This is a genomic window from Bradyrhizobium algeriense (assembly GCF_003062295.1).
Classification (GTDB): Bacteria; Pseudomonadota; Alphaproteobacteria; order Rhizobiales; family Xanthobacteraceae; genus Bradyrhizobium; species Bradyrhizobium algeriense.
In genome coordinates, this window is record NZ_PYCN01000023.1 from 24,871 (window position 1) to 44,778 (window position 19,908).

Consider the following 19,908-nt stretch of genomic DNA (forward strand, 5'->3'; position numbering starts at 1 on the left):
CAGTGCCGTTGCTTCCGAACCTTCGATTTCCTAGTCAGACATCAACTGGGTGATTTGGGGGCGTTGGTGAGCTTCAAGAACAATAAGAGCCGCGTGCTTGTTGGCGCGGCCATGAGCGCTGTTGCGTTATGCGTGACCGGTATGGGAGCTACTCAAAGCAGAGCGCAGAGCACAGCGCCGCAGGTGTTGCCTCCGGTGTCCGTCGATGCACCTGGACAGAGAGCGCGTGTGACGAGCGCTACGCGGCCTCGTGGCGCGGCTCAGCGTTCTGCGCGCGTTGCGCCGCGGCAGCCGAGCGAGCGTCCCGTGTCGGCAAGCGTGACAGCCACGACGATGGGGACAACCCATACGATCGGAACTCCCGCGCCGTCTTATGCCGGCGGTCAGCTGGCGCAGGGCGGAACGCTCGGCCTGCTTGGAAACCGGAGCGTGATGAATGTCCCGTTCAGCACGACGAACTATACGTCGCAACTGATGCAGGATCAGCAGGCGCGAACGGCAGCGGATACGCTGATCAACAATGCTTCGGTCCGGCCCAGCACCGGACAGAACGGATTCGACGACACGCTCCAGATCCGCGGCTTCCCTGTGCCCGCAAGCGACATCGGCCTGAACGGCCTCTACGGGCTTGTTTCGTCCAACCGTGTTCCCACCTATTTCGTCGAGCGGATCGAACTGCTGCTGGGCCCGGGCGCGCTGATCAACGGCATCGCCCCCGGCGGCAGCGTCGGCGGCGGCGTCAACATCGTCACCAAACGAGCCGGCGAGATACCCTTCACGCGTGTAACTCCGTTCTTCATGAGCGCCGGGAGCTATGGCCTTCATCTGGAAAACAGCGGCCGCTATGGCGAAAACAAGGAGTGGGGAATTCGCTTCAACGGCGTGGGGCGCAACGGCGAAGCTTCGATCGACGACGGCAACTCGCGGATCGGTCTCGGCGCGCTCGGGGTTGACTATCGCGGCGAGCGATTCCGCTGGACGCTCGATGCCATCTCACAGAACGAGGACACCAAAAACTTTCGTCCGCAGATGGGCATCCAGACCACCGTGCCCTTCATTCCTGTTGTACCCGACGCGCGGAGCAACTGGTACCCCGGAACACTGCTGAAGCAGCGGGACAACACCATCGCGACGGCAGCCGAATACGACATTTCCGAAGCGCTGACGGCCTATGCCGGGATCGGCTATCGCGAGGGCGAGAACTACCAGACGTTCCCGGATTCCCGTGTCCTTCCGCAATTTCCGCCCGGTGGTATGGACGCTCTCGGCAATTTCAGGCTCATCAACGCCTACTACGACTCCTACACCAAGACGACGAGCGGCAACGCGGGCATCCGGTCGCGCTTCCAGGTCGGACCCGTCGGACATGCGGTCAATTTCGCGTTCAGCGGCTATTTCCAGGAGAACGGCAGCGCATACGTTGCCAACACGGCGGCCCAGTCGGTGCCATCGAATATCTACAACCCGTCTCCGCTTCCGGTCGTTACCGGCGCGCGCCTGCCGCCGCGAAAGGCTAACGAGGTGATGTTCCGGAGCATCGCGATCGCCGACACGATGTCGTTCCTGAACGAGACTGTCCTCTTCACGGTCGGTGCTCGTCATCAGAGGGTGGAGCAGGATGTTTTCAACACGACCACGGGTGTGCAGTCGAGCAGCTACGGTGCTGAGGCTGTGTCGCCGCTTGCGGGCATAGTCGTCAAGCCGTTGCAGAACGTCTCGCTGTACGCAAACTATGCCGAGGGACTGAGCCAGGGCATCATCGTCCCAAACACCTTTGCGAACCGGGGCGAAATACTCGCCCCCTTCAAGTCGAAGCAGCAGGAAGCCGGCATCAAGGTGGATTGGGGCACGATCACGACGACCGCCGCTGTGTTCCAGATCGCGCGTCCTCTCCTGGTCACGTCGCCGGCCAACATCCGGGGCTATGACGGCGAACAGCAGAACCGCGGCCTGGAACTGAACGCCTATGGCCTGCTGCTTCCGGGTCTGCGCGGCATGGTCAGCGCCACCTTCCTGCGTCCGGAGATAACCAAAACATCCACTCTCGCTGAAATCGGCAAGGACGCCGCCGGCGTGCCGGACAAGACGTTCTCCGCCAGTCTCGACTGGGACACGCCGTGGGTATCGGGCCTCTCTCTCAATGGCCGCGTGATCTATACATCGGGCTCGTATCTCACGAACGCCAACAATCCCTGGCAGAAATTCTCTGACTGGACCCGGTTCGACATCGGCGCGCGTTACGCGACTATTTTCAACGGGCGTCCCGTCACGATACGCGCCAATATCGAGAATGTTTTCGACAATCGATACTGGCTCACGACCGGTTCATTCGTGACCGTTGGATCGCCTCGGACTTACATCATCTCTGCGGCATTCGATCTCTAGACAGGAGGGTTGTCACGCAAACGCGATTGACTTTCCAACGCCTAGAAGCGTTGGAGCATTGCAGAACCGCCGGGGCGCGTACGCTCCGGCGCTTTCTGCGTCTGCTGAACATGATCATACCCAACTACCCGCTCGTAACACTGCCAAGGTGCCACTAATGACAAAACGCTTCATCGCCCTGATTGCCTTGCTTGGGGCAGTAACGCCTGTGCAGGCGCACCAGATCTGGATTGAGCAATCCGAAGGGCAGAATGCTGTCGTTCGCTTTGGCGAATTCGGCGAGAATCTTCGTGAAGCGTCGCCGGGCTTGCTCGACAAGTTCGCAAAGGTCACCGGTACGCTCGTCTCCGCCAAGGGCGAGCAAAAGTCTGACGCCACCAAGACCGCCAACGGCTTTACGCTGCCGTTCTCCGCGGCCTCCGGCGACGGCATCTTGGCGGAGGATGCGAACTACCCGCTCTATGTCTGGAAGCAGCAAGGCAAGGACGTCACCAACTGGTTCTATCCCGCGGCCCGTTACATCACGAGCTTTACCGCGCAGCAGCCCAAGCTCGTGCTCGATCTCGTCCCGACCGGCGAGGACGGCCAATTCAAGCTCTTCTTCAAGGATCAGCCCAAAGCCAAGACCAAAGTGACGCTGGTGACCGAGTCGGGTTGGTCCAAGGATGCTCACACCGATGAGCAGGGCCTTGTGAAGTTCGATATGCCCTGGAAGGGCACCTACGTGGTTGAAGTCAGCTTCAACGACCGCAGCGCGGGTGAGCGCGCAGGGGCCGGCGGCGCCGAGAAATATGATGCCGTGAGCTATGCCACCACGGTGACCTTCGTGAACGCCAAGGGCCTGACAGCCATTCCTGCGGGCCCGCCCGCAACGCCGGGCAAATGAGTTTTATGATACATCGGGTCCGCTCCACGGGCCCGCTGATCTCGCGCATCGTGGCTGCGCTGTTCGGCGGCTATGCCTTGGCCGCACTTTTCAGCGTTGCCGTGCTCGCCCTACCCTTGAGCAAGCCGCAGGCCGTGCTCACCGGCATGCTGGCGAGCTTCGCCATCTACGCCGGTGCCGTGATCTGGGTCTTTGCCGTGCGCAGCGCGCTGAAGGCCTGGGCGGGATTGCTCATCGTGGCCGTGCCGCTGTTGCCGCTGGCCTGGTCCGTTTCCTGACGAAGGGCCTGCGCGTGAATACGGACAACGATGCGCGAGTTGCGGGCCCCGGCATCCGGCAAAGCATGTCCAGCCTGCACACATGGGCCGGCCTTCTGCTCGGCTGGGTGCTCTATGCCATGTTCCTCACCGGCACCGTGTCGTATTTCAAGGATGAACTCTCGCAATGGATGCGGCCGGAGTTGCCGCGCCTGTCTCAAATTCCCGATCAGGCCGTGGTGGCACAACGGCTCGCGGATGAGATTGGCAACATAGAGCCCGGAACATCGCAGTGGAGCATCCGCCTGCCCGACGCGCGCAACAACAGTGTCTATGCGTTCTGGCGCACAACTCCTCGCAACCCGGGCCAGCGCGGCTTCGGTGAAGGCAACTTCGATCCCGCGACCGGCCAGCGCGTCACCTCGCGCGACACGCTGGGCGGCGAGTTCTTCTACCGTTTCCACTTCCAGTTCCATTACATGCCGGTGGTCTGGGGCAGATGGCTGGCGGGCGCAGCCGCGATGTTCATGCTCGTGGCCATTGTCAGCGGCGTCATCACCCACAAGAAGATCTTCGTCGATTTCTTCACCTTCCGCTGGGGGAAGCGACAGCGCTCGTGGCTGGACGCGCACAACTCCCTGTCGGTGTTTGGTCTACCGTTTCATTTCATGATCACCTACACCGGACTGGTGACGCTGATGGCGCTGTACATGCCATGGGGCGAACAAGCAGCTTTCAAGACGCCGGCAGAGCGCCAGCAACTTTCGGCCGAGCTCAGCGCCTTCATCCAGCCGGGCAAACCCAGCGGGCAGAAAACGGCGCTGGCATCGGTGGCGGACATGGTGCGGCAGGCCCAGGAACGTTGGGGCCGCGACAGTATAGGGCGCGTAACGGCCGTTCATCCCGGAGATGCGGCAGCGCGTGTGTCGGTGGCGCGAGGAGAAGCGGGCCGCGTCTCCATGAGTCCGCAATACATGGAGTTCGAAGGGGCCACCGGCAAACTGCTGACGGTCCGTGAGTCGGTGGGGGCTGCGGCCGAAACCCGGGGCGTACTTTACGCACTCCACCTCGGGCGCTTCAGCGACACCGAAATGCGATGGCTGTACTTTCTCGTCAGCTTCATGGGTACGGCCATGGTGGGTACGGGCCTGGTTATGTGGACCGTAAAGCGGCGACAGAAGCTGCCTGACCCGGGTTGTCCCTATTTCGGCTTCCGCCTTGTAGAGCGACTGAACATCGCCAGCATCGCCGGCCTGTCGATCGCAATGACTGCATTCTTGTGGGCCAACCGCCTGTTGCCGCACCCGTTGGAGAGCCGCGCTGACTGGGAGGTTCACGCGTTCTTTATCGTCTGGGGCCTGACGCTGCTGCATGCCCTGGTACGTCCAGCCAGGTCAGCCTGGGTCGAGCAATTATGGGCGGCATCAGCGCTGCTGTTTCTGTTGCCGCTTCTCAACGCATTCACGACGCAACGTCCGCTGTGGCATAGCCTGGTCGAAGGCGACCGGGTCTTCGCCGGTATCGATATGATGTGCTGGGCGCTGGCTTTGCTTCATGCCGTTTTGGCAATACGCACAGCCCGGCAGGGGGCGATTTCCCAGTCCAGGCTCAAGCCAAAACGGCAGGCTCCGGTCGCCACCTCCCGCGAGGCAGCAGGATGAATCACCTGCTGCCCTTCGCGCTCAGCCTGGCAGGCTTTACTGCGTTGGCATTTGCCGTGCGCCGCCAACAGCGCGATATCATCGGCAGACCGCTGCGGCCGACCACGACCTACGTCCTTCGCGTTGCCGGCACTTGCGCTCTACTGTTTGCGCTCGGCATTCTTGTCGCCGAGAAGGGCTGGAGCATCGGCCTCGTGATATTCAGCGGTCACACCAGCATTGCTGCCGGTATCGTGCTTTGTGCGCTTATCGGGCAAGCGAGGATGGTGCGTTAAGCGTCCATATCTGGAGCAGAATGAGATTGGGGTGGGCCGTGACGGACCATCTCCTGCCCTGGACGAAAGCGGCCAAAGTGCTGCGAGCCGGGGCTTATTCTACTTTGCATGGGGTTGTTTTCGCGATTTTGTGTCTGGGCCCCGCGGTGTGCCGCCTAAGAGCATCTGCACTGCGGCCGGGACACGAAATCGTTAATGCTTCGCGCTGACGGCGTACCGATTCGACTCCAACCCGATCCGCCTTAATTATTCGGCGGCAATTCGATCGGGTTGTTCTGCTTGCCGGTGTTGAACTCCATGATCTTTCGCGTCACGCCCGGAAAGATCGCCGAAATCGGATTGACGCGCAGGACGGGCTGGCCCGGCGTACCGACGACCTCATAGGTCACGCCGATCAGGCCTTCATTGTTGCCGTTGCCGAGGAACAGGCCGAGCACCGGAATCTGGCCGAACATGTTGTTCAGCCCGTACATCGGAACGAAGGTGCCGCTCATCCGAACCTGGTTGACGACGGTATCGATGCTGCCTTCGATGGTCGCCCCGACCATCGGTCCTTTCACGACACCATCGCGGATCGCGAGCTGTCCATTCTGCCGGGTGAACTCGGCTCGCAACGCCGTAAAGGACACGCCGCTCTGCGTGCCGGTTGAGCCGCCAGCAGCCACACGGTCGAGCGAAGCCTCGCCCTTGATGGAGAAGTTGCGGACGTTGATCAGGCCTTCCTTGGCGCTGGGTTCGACGGTCGGAGGCTCCAACGCGAGTTCGAGCTGGCCGCCAATAATCTTGGAGTACATGTCGGTGAACCGGAAGAAGGCACCCGCATCACCGGTCTGCAGGATGATGATGTCCCGGCCCTGCCCCTGCGCGCGGCCGCGCAAATCCGCGGTCACCGGCGTATCGCGCCCGACCTTGCCGGACAGCGTGAAGTTTTTCACGATGCCGTTGCGGCGGGAGAACTTACTATCGACGCTGCGCAACGCCTCGCCGTTGAATCCCGCCACCGCGCCGAGCTTGAGGTCGATGTCGAGGTCGATATTCCTGGACTTGTTCTTGGGATCGGTCTCCTTGCCTGTTATCGCCGACTTGAGGAAGCCGCGGCCGTCGAACACGTCGCCGCGCATCATGACCTTCACGATACCGTCGGCACCGCGTTCGGCTTTCAGCGAGGTCTTGTCGCCGTCCGACGGCGCGTAGGTCGGGAAGTTCGCATTCAACAGGTCGCCATTCTGGTCGACTTCCAGCGATCCCTTGATCGAAACGCCGCCGCCTTCGACCACGATGTCCTGGAACAGTGTCGATTGTTCCTTCTTCACCACGATGAACGTCGCCTTGCCCGACTTGCCGGGCACCTTGACCCAGCCCGGCAGGATGTTGTCGAGACGTAGCGAGGTCAGATCGGCCTCGATGCCGACGCGGCTGTCGTTCTCGCCGATCTTGCCGATCACCTTGATCGGAATGGAGCCGCTGACGGCGGACCCGAGATCGATCCCGAGGCGTTGGCGGCTGGCGTCATCGAGCGTCGCCTGCAGCCTGATGTCGGCGTCGCCCTCGTTCTGCTTGCGATAGTCAAGCGAGGCTGGCTGACCGTTGATCTTGACGTCGCCCTTGACCTGGTAGCCGGCGTTGTTGGCGACCAGCTTCAGCGTATTGGATTCCAGTTTCTGGTTCATCACGAGCTTGTCGGCGGCAAACCCGGAGAGATCGGCCGTGACGGCGTAGGTGGTGTCGGCCTTGGTCAGCGAGCCCTTGACCGGCATGCCCATCGTGATGGAGGCGGTAATGTTGCCCTTGCTGGAGTTAGGATCGATCAAGGTGCCGGAGACGTCGCTGAGACGGTCTGAGGCGAGAATCTCTGCGGCGGCCGGCACCGGAGCATCGACCCTGAACTTCACCCGCGAGGGTGACGGCTTCGGCGCCATGTCCGGCACCTCGAAGATGAAATCCGAAATGTTGATCTTGCGTCCGGCCGGCGTGTCGGCGACGCCCTGCCCGATCGTCACCGTCGCGGTGCGGCCGGTGACCCGCGCCTTCAAATCGGCATCGCGAACCGAGGGCATTTCATCCACCGGGCGCACCGTGACGCCGGAGGCCACGATGTTGACGGCGAGGCCATCATCCGGAATCGGCGGCCCCCTGCGCGACAAGTTACGCACCGGCGAATTGACGCCGACCTCGATACGCTGAAGCGTACCCTTCTCGATCCGCTCGATCACCCATTCGCGCACCTCAGGCACGATCAGGATCGGCCACATCCGTTTCAGCGCCGATGCCGACATCGGCGTGCCCGCAAAACCAAGCTGCAGACGCGCCTCGTTCGCATAGTCGATGCTGCCGGTGCCAGCGATGCCGATCTCGCCATTGCTGATATCGGCCTGCGTGAGCAGCACGCGCTTGCGGTCGGTGTCGAACTTCAGCCCGATCGCGATGCGGTTGAAGATCAGCGGCGGTTCATTGTCGGTGCCGGCGAGCAGGATCGTGCCACCGCTGAGACCCGCCTGCCATTCGGTGGTGGCGCCGTTCGGCGGTTCGAGATGGCCCAGCAACGTAATCCGGTTCGCGCCGGAAACGACCTTGAAGGGCGCGACCAGCACCCGCCGTCCGGAATCCCATTCGACGCTCATCTCCGCCGAATCGATCGGCATCGGATAATCGGGCGTATCGCTGTCGATCAGGTTCCCGGCCCCGGCGATGACCTTGCCGCGCAAATAGGTCGGCACGCCATCGCGCCCCAGTTCACCCTTCAGCTCACCAGACAGCGGCAATTCCGCGCTGTAGGTGAGATCCTTGACCCGCATCGCCAGCAGGATGTTGGCGGCCGGCACCTTGTCGGCGCGAAGATCGACCGACCGCACGCCGTTCTGCGGCGGCCCGACCACGACCTTGAGCGACCACGGGCGTGCGCCCTCCTCGCCAAGGCTCACCGCGACCCCGCCGCCGCTCGGCCGGCGCATGCTGAGGCTGATATTGTCGAACGTCCATTTGTTGCCGCGCTGCTGGTCGTCGACGACGAGATTGCCGTTCTTGAGGCCGATCTCGTTCAGGTTCTGACCGTCGAGGCCGCTAAGGCTGAGGCTGTCGAGCCAATCGAGGCTGGCCAGCAATCCGTTCTGCGTCGTGTCGGGCACCGTCGCCGTCACGCCCTGGGCGGGCGCAGGCGCTGGACGGGGGAATGTCGGCGCCATGCCCGCATCGCGCTTGGAGGCAACGCCGGTCGCCAGCGGTTTGGCGGTGTCGCCGGCAGACACCGTCACCTGGCCGTCCGGCGTGATTCGCACCGCAAGTTCGGCATCGACCAGATTGAGGCTTTCGGCACGCAGCCGCCCCATCAGAAGCGCCGTGCCTGACAGTTTCACCTCGGCCTTCGGCGCGGTGGCGACGACGACCTGGTCACGGTCGCGAACCACGATGTCGCGGATTCGCACCGCGATTCGAATCCGTCCGGCCCGCTCGATCTGCGTACCGCCGACTTCGACCGTATTGCCATGGCCGATATTTTCCTCGATCGCGGCCGCCAGCCAAGGCGTTGCCATATCGAGATTGATGGGCCCGGCGCCGAGCCGCCACCACAGACCGCCGAAGCAACTGGTGAAGATTACCGCCAGCACGGCAACCACGATCGCCAGGCGCTTGACCCAGCGTTCGCCGGTCAGCCGGAGCTGCAGCGCTGCAAATTTGTCGCCCAGCCGGCCGGAACTGGGGCGGGCGAGCAGCCGCTTTGCCCGATGGCGCGCCGCCTCGTCAGGCTCTTGATCCCAGCCGCCCGCATCATCCCACTGAGAGTTGTGGGCCTCGGCACGCGGATTCGACCCCTTGGGCGAAGTGTTCCTAGCCATTGCCTCTCGGTGTCGGCGCTGAGGTTGATCGCCGCCAACGGCGCGCTCTTCGATCGTTATCGAGCGCTCCTGTGCCGGCATCGCTGCCAATCCTCGATTAATACTGTTACTCGTGGTCGGGCCCAAGGATTGATTGGGCGGTCCCATCGACGAGCGGACGGGGGTAGCGTCGAATTCCTTGTAACCATACTCCCGGGTCATCAAACTTGCCCAGCGGCCGGAGCGAATCCGACGGTCAGAGGCAAGACCCGCAATACCCTAATGGTTGATCTGCGGAAAGCGACGAAAGGAAGGCGTATGTCCAAGAAAACGCGCAAGAAATCCTCCAAGCCAGCCCCCAAAAGCCGCAAGACGCCCGCCCCAAAACCAGTCGCGGCCAAACCCGCTCGCAAAGCCGCTAGCCGCAGCGACACGACATCGGCCAAAAAGCCTGCCGCCAAGGTCGCCAGCAAGGCAGCCAAATCCGCCGCCAAGGCAACCGTCAGAAAGCCGGACAAGATGGCCAAAACCGCCAAAGCCGCTCCTGCCGAAGCGTCGCACAAGCCGCCATCGAAACCGTTAAAATCCAATCTATCGGCTCCGCCCAAACCGGATCTGGGAACCGAACTGGTCGAGGGCGCGATGGCTCCCTCCTTCAGCCTGCCCCGCGATGGCGGCAGTAGCGTCTCGCTGGCCGACTATGCAGGCAAGAAACTGGTGCTGTTCTTCTATCCCCGCGCCGACACCCCCGGCTGCACCCGTGAAGCGATCGACTTCACCCGGCTCGAGAGCGCGTTTGCCGACGAGGGAGCCGCGGTACTCGGCATCTCGGCCGACACCGTAAAGGCCCAGGAATCCTTCCGCAGCAAGCACCAGCTTTCGGTTCCTCTGATCTCGGATGAGCAGCATGAGATGCTGGAGGCCTATGGCGCCTGGGGCGAAAAATCGATGTACGGCAGGAGCTTCATGGGAATCATTCGAACGACGGTTCTGATCGGGGCCGATGGTCGGGTCGCCAAAATCTGGCGCCATGTGCGGGTCGACGGCCATGCCGACGACGTGCTGGCCGCCGTCCGCGCCATCTGATTTGACAGGTTCCATTTCCCAAAAATTAACCATGAAAGGGTCAAATCGGCACGCAAATTGAGCCGTACGGAACTCATCTCCGACCGGCGCGGGAGTGCCGATGTCGTACCGTTCCGGTCATCATTATTCCGATCACCACCATCCCCACGATCACGGCCGGACGCCGCCCCGCCGTCCCGCCAACTATGCGGCAAAGGCGGCCGCGATCGACGGTGACGGCTACACCATCGTGCATGCCGGCAAGCAGGTCCGGCTCGGCCCTGTCGTGTTCTGGATCGTTGTCGGCACGATCGTGTTGCTCGGCATGTGGTCGGCGGCGACCGCCACCTATTTCGCGTTTCGCGACGACGTCCTGACCCGGCTGATCGCCCGTCAGGCCGAGATGCAATACGCCTATGAAGACCGCATCGCGGAGCTGCGCGCCAAGGTCGACCGCACCACCAGCCGCCAGTTGCTCGATCAGGAGCAGTTCGACCAGAAGCTCGACCAGATCATGCGCCGCCAGACCGCGCTGGAATCGCGCGCCACCGCCCTCGGCGCGATCCCGGATGCCGCGGCCACCGGTTCGATCAGGCCTCCGGCGCGCGGCGCGGCTATGGAGACGCCGGCTTCCGGCACCCTGAAACCCTCCCCGATCAGCGACACCGTGATCTTCGTGGCGCCACCGGATCGCGAAGCGCGGCTGGAATCGCGCGCGCCCATCGCCGTCAAGCCGCAACCAAATCAGTTTGCCAAGGTTCAGGGCTTCGACAACGTGCTGGTCCGCCTGCAGACCTCGCTCGATTCCGTCGAGCGGCGCCAGATGGCGGCGCTGACCGCGGTCGAGGACAGCATGGAATCGCGTGTCCGCCGGATGCGCGGCGTGTTCAACGATCTCGGCCTCGACATGGCGCAGCTCGAAGCGGCGACGCCGCGCTCGGCCATTGGCGGCCCGTTCGTACCGGTAAAGCTTTCGGCCGATGCCGGCGCATTCGAGCGCCAGCTCAACCGGATCAACATCACCCGCTCGCAGATGCAGCGTCTCAACGCGACCCTGGCGCTGGTGCCCTACCGCAAGCCTGTTGTTGGCGAGGTCGAATTCACCTCGGGCTTCGGTGTCCGAAGCGATCCCTTCCTCGGCCGCCCCGCCATGCACACCGGCCTCGACTTCCGCGCCGCCACCGGCGATCCCGTCCGCGCCACCGCGAACGGCAAGGTGCTGTCATCGGGATGGATGGGCGGCTATGGCCGCATGGTGGAGATCGACCACGGCAACGGGTTGTCGACTCGTTATGGCCACCTGTCGGAAATTCACGTCAAGGTCGGCGACGTCGTCAGGATCGGACAGGTGATCGGCGCCGTCGGCTCCACCGGCCGCTCCACCGGCCCGCATTTGCACTACGAAACACGGATCGATGGCGACGCGGTCGACCCGCAGAAATTTCTGCGCGCGGGCGTGAGGCTCAGCGCGGGCTGAGAGCTCATCTCCGAAAGAAGCCGCGCCACGCTGAGACCAGCCGTCAGTGTCGCCCACCTCTGCCGAAGCCGCCGCCACCGTGACCGCCGCCGCCGGGACCGCCGCCGAAGCCACCAGGACCACCTCCCGGAGGACCAAAGCCGCCCGGTCCCGGGGGACCGCCGCCTGGGGGCTCGCCTGGACCGAAGCCGCCGTGGCCGCCGCGCCCGCTGGGCGCATCAGGGCGGCTGCCACCGGGGACATTGGATCCACCGCCACCACCGTGCCCTGGCGCTCCGCCGGGGGCCCGATCGGGCCCGGGCGGACCCTGCATCGAAGATCCCGGGAAATGACTTACCGACTGGACCGATTCAACGCGCAGGCCCTGCGCGCCATCGCGAACGGCATTTACCACCACGCGCATATCCTGGCCCGGCTCGAAGCGCGAGGTGTCGCGCGCCACATATCCTGAACCGAGCTGCAGATTCGGGCCGACGCGCCGCACATAGGCTTCAATCGACAAGCGCGTGGCGCCAGACAATTCAGAGAGATCATCGACTCTTGCGCGTGCGACCTGCATCGCGCCTTGCAGAATGCTTCCTTCGACCTGAACGCGTTGACCAACAAGCGCGGCATTGACGCCGCCGAGCCGCAAGCCACCGATCCGCAAGCCGTCACGATCGCGTTCCAACGGTCCTGTCACCCGCGTGGTGGCGTTGCAACGCTGCTCGACCAAGCTTGCGACGATCACGCCGTCGGTGCGCCGCAGTCCCGAGACCGCCACCTGCGTGCCGACGCGCCAGCTTTCACGACCCGTCGACACGACCTTCTGGCCGAGGACGGTCATCTCGCCGCCCTTGATACTTTCAATCGGCCCTATGACTTCGCTGACCGCGTCGATGCGCCTGGTGGTCAGCGTGCCGTTCGACTGGCGCTGCGCCACCACGCGCGCGATATGCCCGATCCGCAACGCCTTCACTGACGCAGCCTCGCCGTCGATCCGCACCGGCACGTCCGGTGCGTAGCCGATGCGCTCACCGTTGACGAAGATGCTGCCGAACCGCTGGATGACGCCGACAATGCCGGTGCCGCCGATCCCGTGATCATCGCCGCGCGAAATCCCGGTGCCACCGATGCCCTGGTCGTTGCCGCGCTTGGCCTGTGCCCATAGTGGGGACGTTCCGGCGAGCCAAAATCCCGCCAGGAGCAAGCGACGCGTGATGATTGGGGGCTTCGTCAACACTGACCGCCTTCACCTGCATCATCAGCCGCACCGTCCGGATCTTCGGAATAGATGTAGACGCCGAAATTCCACCGGCTGTTGCCGCCCTTGTCCTTGGCGAGCGCGCGGTTGGCTTCGCGGTTTGCGACCTTCAACGCCTCCATCGCAAGTTCGCGCGAGCGCGCCTCCAGCCGTTTCGCCAATTTCGGCGAGAGACCGTCGTAATGCACTGCGCGCTCGAGGAAGCGCGGCGCCGGCCCGGAAACGTTCTCCGCTGCCGCCGCGACGTGATCATGCAGGTTACGGCCGAGATAGTGCCATTTGCGATCGTCGTCGCCGCGCGGGACGAAGCCGGTCTCGATCAGCACGATCTCGTCGTCGCCATTGATGGTGACGAGCTTGCGGTCCAGCCATTCGTCGAGCACCGCGCGCGGGCGCACGTCCTTTGTGATCGACTCGACCAGTTGCTCGAACGACGGCGCATGGTCTTCTGCCGTGCGTGGCAGCGGCAGCGGCTCGCCTTTCGCATCGGTGAATTCTGGCGCGGCGAGCCAGCGCGCGATGATCGCGCTGGTGCGCGACAGCGTGGCCGGCGCTTCGTGGACCGGCGCGCCGGCGCCGCGCAGCCGTGCCACCTCCTTGCGGTGGATGCCGGTGAGCAGGCTGACGCGGCTGTCGGTCTGCTCTTTTCCCTCCAGCGCGAAGTCGTGCTCGGCGACGTTGACAAAGAGCTCGCGCAACAATTGCGCCAGTGCCGGAAATGTCATGCCGCTGCGGATGCACAGCCGGACCAGCGGCCGCAACAGCCGCGCCAGCGGCGCATGCAGCTTCGCCGCGGCGTTCGGCTGGTGCGAAGCCGGCTTCGAGATCAGGGATTTGGCATTCATGGCAAAATTGTACCGGCACGCCGCGTGGGACACAATCCCACTTTTTGATTGACGTGTGAAATCTTCCCACATATTAAAAACCGTCAACCATGGGGATCGACGCATGTCTGGCCGTTCGGTTCGAGTTTCCGCCTCCACCACCGGCGATGTCCTGACCGAGCGCGACAGGCGCGACGGCGGGTTAACCAACGGTGATAGGTCTATGTGCTTTGACTTGTGGCTGGCGGATGCGTGCAGGACGGCGGACGTCTCCTATGACGACTTCATCTTGACGATCGCTATCGGTGGTTACCCCTGCCTGCCGGGTAGCGCTCCCGGCTCTCGCCGCACCTTCGACGAAACCGATCTGCTCGCACTCTACGTCTATGGCCGGTTGCTTGCCTTCGGTCTCAACGTCCTGCGGGCTGGCGAATATGCAAGTCGCGTGCATGACGCGCTGAGAGCCAACGCGGACACGACATCCGTCGCTATCGTCGCCACGTCACACGGCGGCAAGCGTGTGGTGGTCGAGCTCGAATCACAGGCGCCAGCGCGATCCGAGAAGATCGAGTTCGACATCTCCGAGATTCAGAAATTCCTGAACAGGCGGATCGAACGCCTCCGCGAAGAGCAAACCCAAGATCAATGAGCCGTCTGATCCCAGTACACCACACCGCCCGGCGCCTGTCGGTGCTTCATATCTTCAAGGTCCACTATCCCGACCTGTTTGGCAGGACGCACTCGGTGCAATGGGACTGGCCGGCGTCGCGCTCCTACCCTCGCCGTTCCACAGTCACCTAACATGGAACCGGCGCGCGCCCCGCGTCGGTGAATTTTTTTGCCGCCATGTCGGCTCGCAGGGCGGCCAGGCGTCCTTGTGGCAGAGACGGAGCTAACCCAACTAAATCCTGCGATATACTCCGCTCAGTGATGGAGAAAATAACGTCATGTCCCAAGGCAATTCCCAAGGCAATACCGTTCGTTTGCACCGTGTCCTCGCCACCAAGCCGGAGAAGGTTTTTCGCGCCTTCCTCGATGCGGAGGCCATGGCCAAGTGGCTGCCGCCCTACGGCTTCACCTGCAAGGTCCACCATTTCGAGCCGAAGGTTGGCGGCACATTCAGGATGTCGTTCACGAATTTCACCACGAACTCGGGCCATTCGTTCGGCGGAGAATATCTGGAGATCGTGCCCAATGAGCGTATCCGCTACACCGATCGTTTCGACGATCCCAATTTGCCTGGCGTCATCGAGGTCACCGTGACCTTGAAAGCGGTTTCGGTCGGAACCGAAATCAACATCGAACAGACGAACGTGCCGACGGTGATTCCGGTCGAAGCCTGCTATCTCGGCTGGCAACAGTCGCTCGCCCAGCTCGCGTTGCTCGTGGAGCCGGATATTCCGGGATAGTGAGGGTCGAGGAGAGGCACCACGCTGCGGTGCCTTATCCCTCCAGAGCGGACACCGGTTCGCGTTAAGAAAAGGCGTCAAAAGAAGATTCTAGAGTCCGGTTCTGATTAACTCAGAACCGGAGTCTAATGCCCGACCTCCCCGGCGATGATGTCGCCGAACACTTCCCAGGCTTCGCCGTTGAACTTCATCAACTGCATCTGTTCGATCGGGAAGAAGTCGTTGGCGGCCGTGTTGATCTTGATCCCGGGCAGCAGCACCTCGCTGGTGAAGTCCTTCAGGCTCGCGGCTTGCTTCATCACGTTCTCGCGCGTGAGATTGTCGCCGCACTGCTTCAGCACCTGCACCATGGTCTGCGCCGTCGCATAGCCGTAGATATTGTTGGCGTTGGTCTTGTCTCCGTCAGGGAAATATTTGTCCATGAACGCAAGCCAGGTCTTGATCCCCGCATCGTCCTTCCACAATGGATCGGTCGGATCCTTCAGATAGGCCGTTGAAATGATGCCTTTCGAATTATCGAGGCCGGCCGGCTTGAGGACCGCCGCCACCGAGGTCGAGACATTGCCGATGAAATAGACCGGCTTCCAGCCGAGCTCGGCCACCTTCCGAATCGCCTGCGCCGCGCCCTTCGGCGCCGCCCAGGTCATCATGATGTCGGCGCCGGAATCCTTCAGCGCGACGATCTGCGAATCGATGGTGGGATCGGAGACCTCATAGGACTTGTCGGCGATGATCATGCCGACCTTGGCGCCAAGGCCATCGCGCAAGCCCTTCATCTGGTCCTTGCCGGCATCGTCATTCTGCCAGAGCGCCGCGATCTTGCCGTTCGGAAAGTTCTTCAGGATATAGGCGGCGTAGATCCGGCCTTCGCTCTGGTAATTCGGCTGCCAGCCCATGGTCCACGGAAAGTTCTGCGGATCGCCCCATTTGGTCGCACCGGTCGCGACGAAGAGCTGCGGGACCTTCTTGGCGTTCATGTATTTCTGGATTGCCGAATTGGACTGCGTGCCGAGCGGCTGGAAGATCAGCAGCACCTCGTCGCTTTCCACCAGCTTGCGCGCCTGCTCGACCGCCTTCGGCGGGCTGAAGGCGTCGTCATAGCTGACGAAATTGATCTTGCGGCCGTTGATGCCGCCCTCGGCGTTGACCTTGTTGAAATAGGCCGCCTGCGCCTTGCCGATCGTGCCATAGGCCGACGCCGGGCCGCTGTAGGGCATGATGTTGCCGATCTTGATTTCGGTATCGCTGGCGCCGGGATCGTATTTCTTCTGCGCGTGGGCTGTGGTGGCGACCGTTGCGGCGACGGCGAACACGGTCAGGGCAACAAGGTTCTGCATGCGAACCGGCATCGTTTTCTCCCCCTATTTTTTTCTGTCTTGTTGCGGGCAAGTGTCGCAAGTCACATCAACACTTGCAAGCATGTGCTTATTCCGTATGACGAAACAGCATTGTTGCCCGGCGGCAATTGTGATTGATGCAGGTTCGCGTCATTACCATGCGTGCAAGGCCATACGTTCAAGTCCCGGAGGTTGGACAGATTGAAACCAGACATACGAATTGGTCCGCGGCATCCCAGGCTCGCTGGCCTCGGTTTCCGTTTCGCACGCTGGCTGGCGGCGACAACCATGGGGGCTGCGGGATTTCACCAGCTCGGCTCGGAATTCGCCGATGCGCGAATCGCGCATGTCCGCAACAAACTTGCGCGCGGCGAAACGGTCTATCTCGCTGGCCTCGGCGCACCCGGCACGCATAATTCAGGTCTGGCGCTGGTCGAGGTGACGCAGGCTCACGGGCCGCGGCTGATCGTCAACAACGAGGAAGAGCGCTTTTCCGGCAACAAGCACACGACAGAGTATCCAAAACTGTCGGTCGACGCCGCGGTGGCGACGCTACGGGAGATCGGCCGCGACATCGGCGACATCGATGCCTGGCTCACGAGCTGGGATTATCCGACGCTCGCCGGCACGCTGGCGCGCTCGGTGATCGAGGAAATGCCGCAGAGTATAAAACTCGTGCGCACCACCGAGGCCGCTGGCTTCGATGGCCGCCGCCTCGACCAGATGACGCGGACGCCAAAAATCCTTGCCCGCCAACTCGGGCTTGCCGAGCGCGTGCCGCTGATCTGCCTGCCGCATCACGACAACCACGCCTGGTTTTCCTACGCCGCCTCGCCGTTCGCCGACGATGGCGAGCCGACGGCGATTGCGGTACTTGACGGCACCGGCGACCAGGGATCGATCTCACTTTATGTCGTCGAGCATGGCGCGATGCGCCGGCTCTACTGCAACGACAGCATGTTCGATTCACTCGGCGCGTTCTACAGCGTGATTTCCTCGACACAGGGCGGCTGGACCTGGCTGTCCAGCGAGGGCCGCTACATGGGCGCCGCCGCGTGGGGCGACATGGACCGCGCCAGCAATCCCTATTATGCGCGGTTGCGCGACGTGCTGCATTTCGGCCGCGATGGCGAAGTCCGGCTCAACCGCGCGATGGCTAACTGGTATTGCGACCCCTTCGATCATCCCTACAAGCAGACGCTGACGGAGATACTCGGCGAACCGCTCAAGCCGGACCAGCTCTGGAATCCGGATGCGGTGCTGCGCGTCGAGGACATCCATCACCGCCCCGATACCAGGGACCGCCTCGACAAGGCCGCCGCGACCCAATTGGTGTTCGAGGACGCGATGATCCATGTCGTCGATCATCTGTTGCGCACCACGGGCGCCAACCGGCTGGTGCTGACCGGCGGCGTGGCGCTGAACGCGGTCGGCAATATGCGGCTGCTCGAATATTTCGATGAGGCCTGGTTCGCCAAAGCCCAGCAGCGCAACACGCGGCTGGGTCTTTGGGTGCCGCCGGTTCCCGGCGATCCCGGCGTCACCATCGGCGCCGCCTGGCTATTCGCGCATCTCGCCAGCGCCCCGCGCGGCGCGCCGATGACGCATGCTTTCTATTGCGGCACGCCGCCATCGCAAGAGGATATCGTCAGCGCGGTCGAGGCCAATGACATCGCCTCGCAACGCATCGGCGATATCTCGACGCCTGAAGGCCGCGACGCGATCGCCGACCTGATGGCATTCATGGTCGCGCAGAGCGGCGTGATTGCGCTCTATCAGGGCGCGGCCGAAACCGGTCCCCGCGCGCTCGGCCATCGCTCGATCCTCGCCAACCCCTGCGACGCGGAAGCGCGCGAACGGCTGAACGAGCGCGTCAAATACCGCGAGGCCATTCGCCCATTGGCGCCGATGGCGACGCTGGAAGCCGCGCGAGAATATTTCGAACTGCTGCCCGGCGCCTCGGATGCCGATTACAACGCCTATAATTACATGGTGCTGACGGCGCATTCGAAGCCGCACGCGCGCGAGAAAATCCCGGCCGTCATTCACGCCGACGGCACCGGCCGTATCCAGATCGTGCGCGCTGAAGACGATCCCCTCACCTATGCCTATCTCAAGGCGCTCGGCCGCCATATCGGCGTCGAGCTGTCCATCAACACGTCCTTCAATGTTGCGGGACCGATAGCCCAGACCCCGCAACAGGCGATCGACACGCTGCGCCGCTCCAAGGGGCTCGATGTCGTCGTGCTGGTGGCAGGCGGCGGCGAAGTCTATGCGGCCTGGCATGGCGGCGAGCGCGACAGCGGAAGGTTCACCGGCTGGTGCGCGGATTGGAAGGCCGGTCGCGCGTAACTTGCCGCTGCAAGAACTTCAGCACGCGTCCGTCGATCACGAGCAGCGCACTGCCGATCACGAGCGCGCCCGTAATCTCGCGCAGCGAGATCGTTTCGCCTAGGACCAGGTAGCCGAGCAGGATCGCGGTAACCGGGATCAGCAACGTCACCAGCATGACATTGGTGGCGCCGGAACGCCGCAGGATCTGAAAGAACACGATATAGGCGAGCGCGGTCGACAGCCCGGCAAGCCCGATCACGGCGAGCCATGTAGATGGCCCCGGCATCGGCAATAGCCAGGGGCGTTCGACGAATCCTGCGACCATGGTCATCATCGCGGCCGAGGCCAGCATCTGGAACGTCGCCGTGCCGAGCGGTGGGGAATTCGACAGCAGCCGTCGCGCCAGCAGCGCCGACAGTCCGTAAGAGAAGGCGGCCGCAAGGCAGAGCAGAATGCCGACGCCCTGCCGGCCCTCCAACCCAAAACCGTCGCCGCGGAGAATGACCACGCCGATCAGGCCCGCGATGACGCCCGCGATCCGCCGCGCGGACAGCTTTTCCTCACCCGCCATCGCCATCACGACCACCGTGAACAGCGGCGTCGTGGCGTTCAGGATCGAGGCCAGCCCGCCCGGGATAAAGGTCTGCCCGACCACGATCAGCGAGAACGGCAGCACGTTATTGAAAAGGCCGATGGCGATAAACGGCCGCCAGCCTGACAGGCCGGCCGGAAAGCGGATGCGGTAGAGCGATAACAGCGGCAGCAGCATGAGGGCCGCAAGCGCCACGCGCAGGAACACCACCGTAAACGGCGGCAATTCCTTCAGCACCACGCCGTTGAAGAAGAACGACCCGCCCCACAGGATCGAGAGCAGGCCAAGCAGCGACCAGTCGCGGGCGTCAATCGAAGTGTCATTGGCGGTCATGGCGACTCAAATCCGGGA

Annotated in this window: 15 protein-coding genes; 10 read left to right on the plus strand and 5 right to left on the minus strand. The window is 63.1% G+C overall.

What is annotated here, in order from left to right; translation table 11 throughout:
- The first annotated feature begins 63 nt into the window (after window positions 1-63).
- From C7G61_RS31280 to C7G61_RS31300, 5 genes are all read left to right on the plus strand, one after another.
- Window positions 64-2,385, plus strand: coding sequence for a TonB-dependent receptor (locus C7G61_RS31280; protein WP_108521149.1), 2,322 nt, complete (start codon window positions 64-66; stop codon window positions 2,383-2,385).
- 157 nt (window positions 2,386-2,542) lie between these two features.
- Complete coding sequence (locus C7G61_RS31285) at window positions 2,543-3,271, plus strand: cobalt ABC transporter substrate-binding protein (protein WP_108521151.1); 729 nt, start codon at window positions 2,543-2,545, stop codon at window positions 3,269-3,271.
- A complete protein-coding gene (locus tag C7G61_RS31290) occupies window positions 3,268-3,549 on the plus strand; it encodes a DUF3649 domain-containing protein (RefSeq protein WP_108521153.1) in 282 nt (93 codons plus the stop codon). The genes C7G61_RS31285 and C7G61_RS31290 overlap by 4 nt, the downstream gene beginning before the upstream one ends.
- Window positions 3,550-3,614: 65 nt before the next feature.
- Complete coding sequence (locus C7G61_RS31295) at window positions 3,615-5,189, plus strand: PepSY-associated TM helix domain-containing protein (RefSeq protein ID WP_108521155.1); 1,575 nt, start codon at window positions 3,615-3,617, stop codon at window positions 5,187-5,189.
- Window positions 5,186-5,464 (plus strand): DUF3325 domain-containing protein, encoded by a 279-nt coding sequence (locus C7G61_RS31300; RefSeq protein WP_108521157.1) that lies wholly within the window; start codon window positions 5,186-5,188, stop codon window positions 5,462-5,464. The genes C7G61_RS31295 and C7G61_RS31300 overlap by 4 nt, the downstream gene beginning before the upstream one ends.
- 242 nt (window positions 5,465-5,706) lie before the next feature.
- Here the strand turns inward: C7G61_RS31300 and C7G61_RS31305 are convergent, their stop codons facing one another.
- Window positions 5,707-9,378: a YhdP family protein gene (locus tag C7G61_RS31305; RefSeq protein ID WP_108521159.1), complete on the minus strand. Its 3,672-nt coding sequence runs from the start codon at window positions 9,376-9,378 to the stop codon at window positions 5,707-5,709.
- Window positions 9,379-9,594: 216 nt separating this feature from the next.
- Here C7G61_RS31305 and C7G61_RS31310 point away from each other — a divergent pair, with 216 nt between their 5' ends.
- Window positions 9,595-10,362, plus strand: coding sequence for a peroxiredoxin (locus C7G61_RS31310; protein WP_108521162.1), 768 nt, complete (start codon window positions 9,595-9,597; stop codon window positions 10,360-10,362).
- 100 nt (window positions 10,363-10,462) lie between these two features.
- Entirely contained in the window at window positions 10,463-11,818 is a 1,356-nt protein-coding gene (locus C7G61_RS31315; protein WP_190242046.1) for a M23 family metallopeptidase, read from the plus strand.
- Between the two features lie 43 nt (window positions 11,819-11,861).
- Here the strand turns inward: C7G61_RS31315 and C7G61_RS44965 are convergent, their stop codons facing one another.
- Window positions 11,862-13,037, minus strand: a complete 1,176-nt coding sequence (locus C7G61_RS44965) for a DUF5666 domain-containing protein (protein ID WP_190242047.1) — start codon at window positions 13,035-13,037, stop codon at window positions 11,862-11,864.
- Window positions 13,034-13,906, minus strand: a complete 873-nt coding sequence (locus tag C7G61_RS31325) for a DUF6502 family protein (RefSeq protein WP_108521166.1) — start codon at window positions 13,904-13,906, stop codon at window positions 13,034-13,036. Before C7G61_RS31325 ends, C7G61_RS44965 begins: the two co-directional genes overlap by 4 nt.
- A gap of 103 nt (window positions 13,907-14,009) precedes the next feature.
- On the opposite strand from C7G61_RS31325, the gene C7G61_RS31330 reads away from it, so the two are divergent.
- On the plus strand, window positions 14,010-14,534 hold the full coding sequence (locus C7G61_RS31330; protein WP_145963713.1) for a hypothetical protein: 525 nt from the start codon (window positions 14,010-14,012) through the stop codon (window positions 14,532-14,534).
- 298 nt (window positions 14,535-14,832) lie between these two features.
- Window positions 14,833-15,294, plus strand: coding sequence for an SRPBCC family protein (locus C7G61_RS31335; RefSeq protein WP_108521170.1), 462 nt, complete (start codon window positions 14,833-14,835; stop codon window positions 15,292-15,294).
- A 125-nt stretch (window positions 15,295-15,419) separates the two neighbouring features.
- Here C7G61_RS31335 and C7G61_RS31340 read toward each other — a convergent pair whose 3' ends face one another.
- Complete coding sequence (locus C7G61_RS31340) at window positions 15,420-16,643, minus strand: ABC transporter substrate-binding protein (RefSeq protein WP_108521172.1); 1,224 nt, start codon at window positions 16,641-16,643, stop codon at window positions 15,420-15,422.
- 189 nt (window positions 16,644-16,832) lie between these two features.
- Here C7G61_RS31340 and C7G61_RS31345 point away from each other — a divergent pair, with 189 nt between their 5' ends.
- Window positions 16,833-18,983 carry a carbamoyltransferase C-terminal domain-containing protein gene (locus C7G61_RS31345; protein ID WP_244608547.1) on the plus strand — a complete coding sequence of 717 codons (2,151 nt, stop codon included), beginning with the start codon at window positions 16,833-16,835 and terminating at the stop codon, window positions 18,981-18,983.
- Here C7G61_RS31345 and C7G61_RS31350 read toward each other — a convergent pair.
- On the minus strand, window positions 18,943-19,890 hold the full coding sequence (locus C7G61_RS31350) for a DMT family transporter (protein WP_108521176.1): 948 nt from the start codon (window positions 19,888-19,890) through the stop codon (window positions 18,943-18,945). The genes C7G61_RS31345 and C7G61_RS31350 overlap by 41 nt on opposite strands.
- Window positions 19,891-19,908: the final 18 nt, after the last annotated feature.

Excerpts from the sequence above, each read along its gene's own strand:
- C7G61_RS31285 (WP_108521151.1), top strand. The coding sequence starts at position 2,543 with ATGACAAAACGCTTCATCGCCCTGATTGCCTTGCTTGGGGCAGTAACG.
- C7G61_RS31290 (WP_108521153.1), top strand. The coding sequence starts at position 3,268 with ATGAGTTTTATGATACATCGGGTCCGCTCCACGGGCCCGCTGATCTCG.
- C7G61_RS31295 (WP_108521155.1), top strand. The coding sequence starts at position 3,615 with ATGTCCAGCCTGCACACATGGGCCGGCCTTCTGCTCGGCTGGGTGCTC.
- C7G61_RS31300 (WP_108521157.1), top strand. The coding sequence starts at position 5,186 with ATGAATCACCTGCTGCCCTTCGCGCTCAGCCTGGCAGGCTTTACTGCG.
- C7G61_RS31305 (WP_108521159.1), bottom strand. The coding sequence starts at position 9,378 with ATGCCGGCACAGGAGCGCTCGATAACGATCGAAGAGCGCGCCGTTGGC.
- C7G61_RS31310 (WP_108521162.1), top strand. The coding sequence starts at position 9,595 with ATGTCCAAGAAAACGCGCAAGAAATCCTCCAAGCCAGCCCCCAAAAGC.
- C7G61_RS31315 (WP_190242046.1), top strand. The coding sequence starts at position 10,463 with ATGTCGTACCGTTCCGGTCATCATTATTCCGATCACCACCATCCCCAC.
- C7G61_RS31325 (WP_108521166.1), bottom strand. The coding sequence starts at position 13,906 with ATGAATGCCAAATCCCTGATCTCGAAGCCGGCTTCGCACCAGCCGAAC.
- C7G61_RS31330 (WP_145963713.1), top strand. The coding sequence starts at position 14,010 with ATGTCTGGCCGTTCGGTTCGAGTTTCCGCCTCCACCACCGGCGATGTC.
- C7G61_RS31335 (WP_108521170.1), top strand. The coding sequence starts at position 14,833 with ATGTCCCAAGGCAATTCCCAAGGCAATACCGTTCGTTTGCACCGTGTC.
- C7G61_RS31340 (WP_108521172.1), bottom strand. The coding sequence starts at position 16,643 with ATGCCGGTTCGCATGCAGAACCTTGTTGCCCTGACCGTGTTCGCCGTC.
- C7G61_RS31350 (WP_108521176.1), bottom strand. The coding sequence starts at position 19,890 with ATGACCGCCAATGACACTTCGATTGACGCCCGCGACTGGTCGCTGCTT.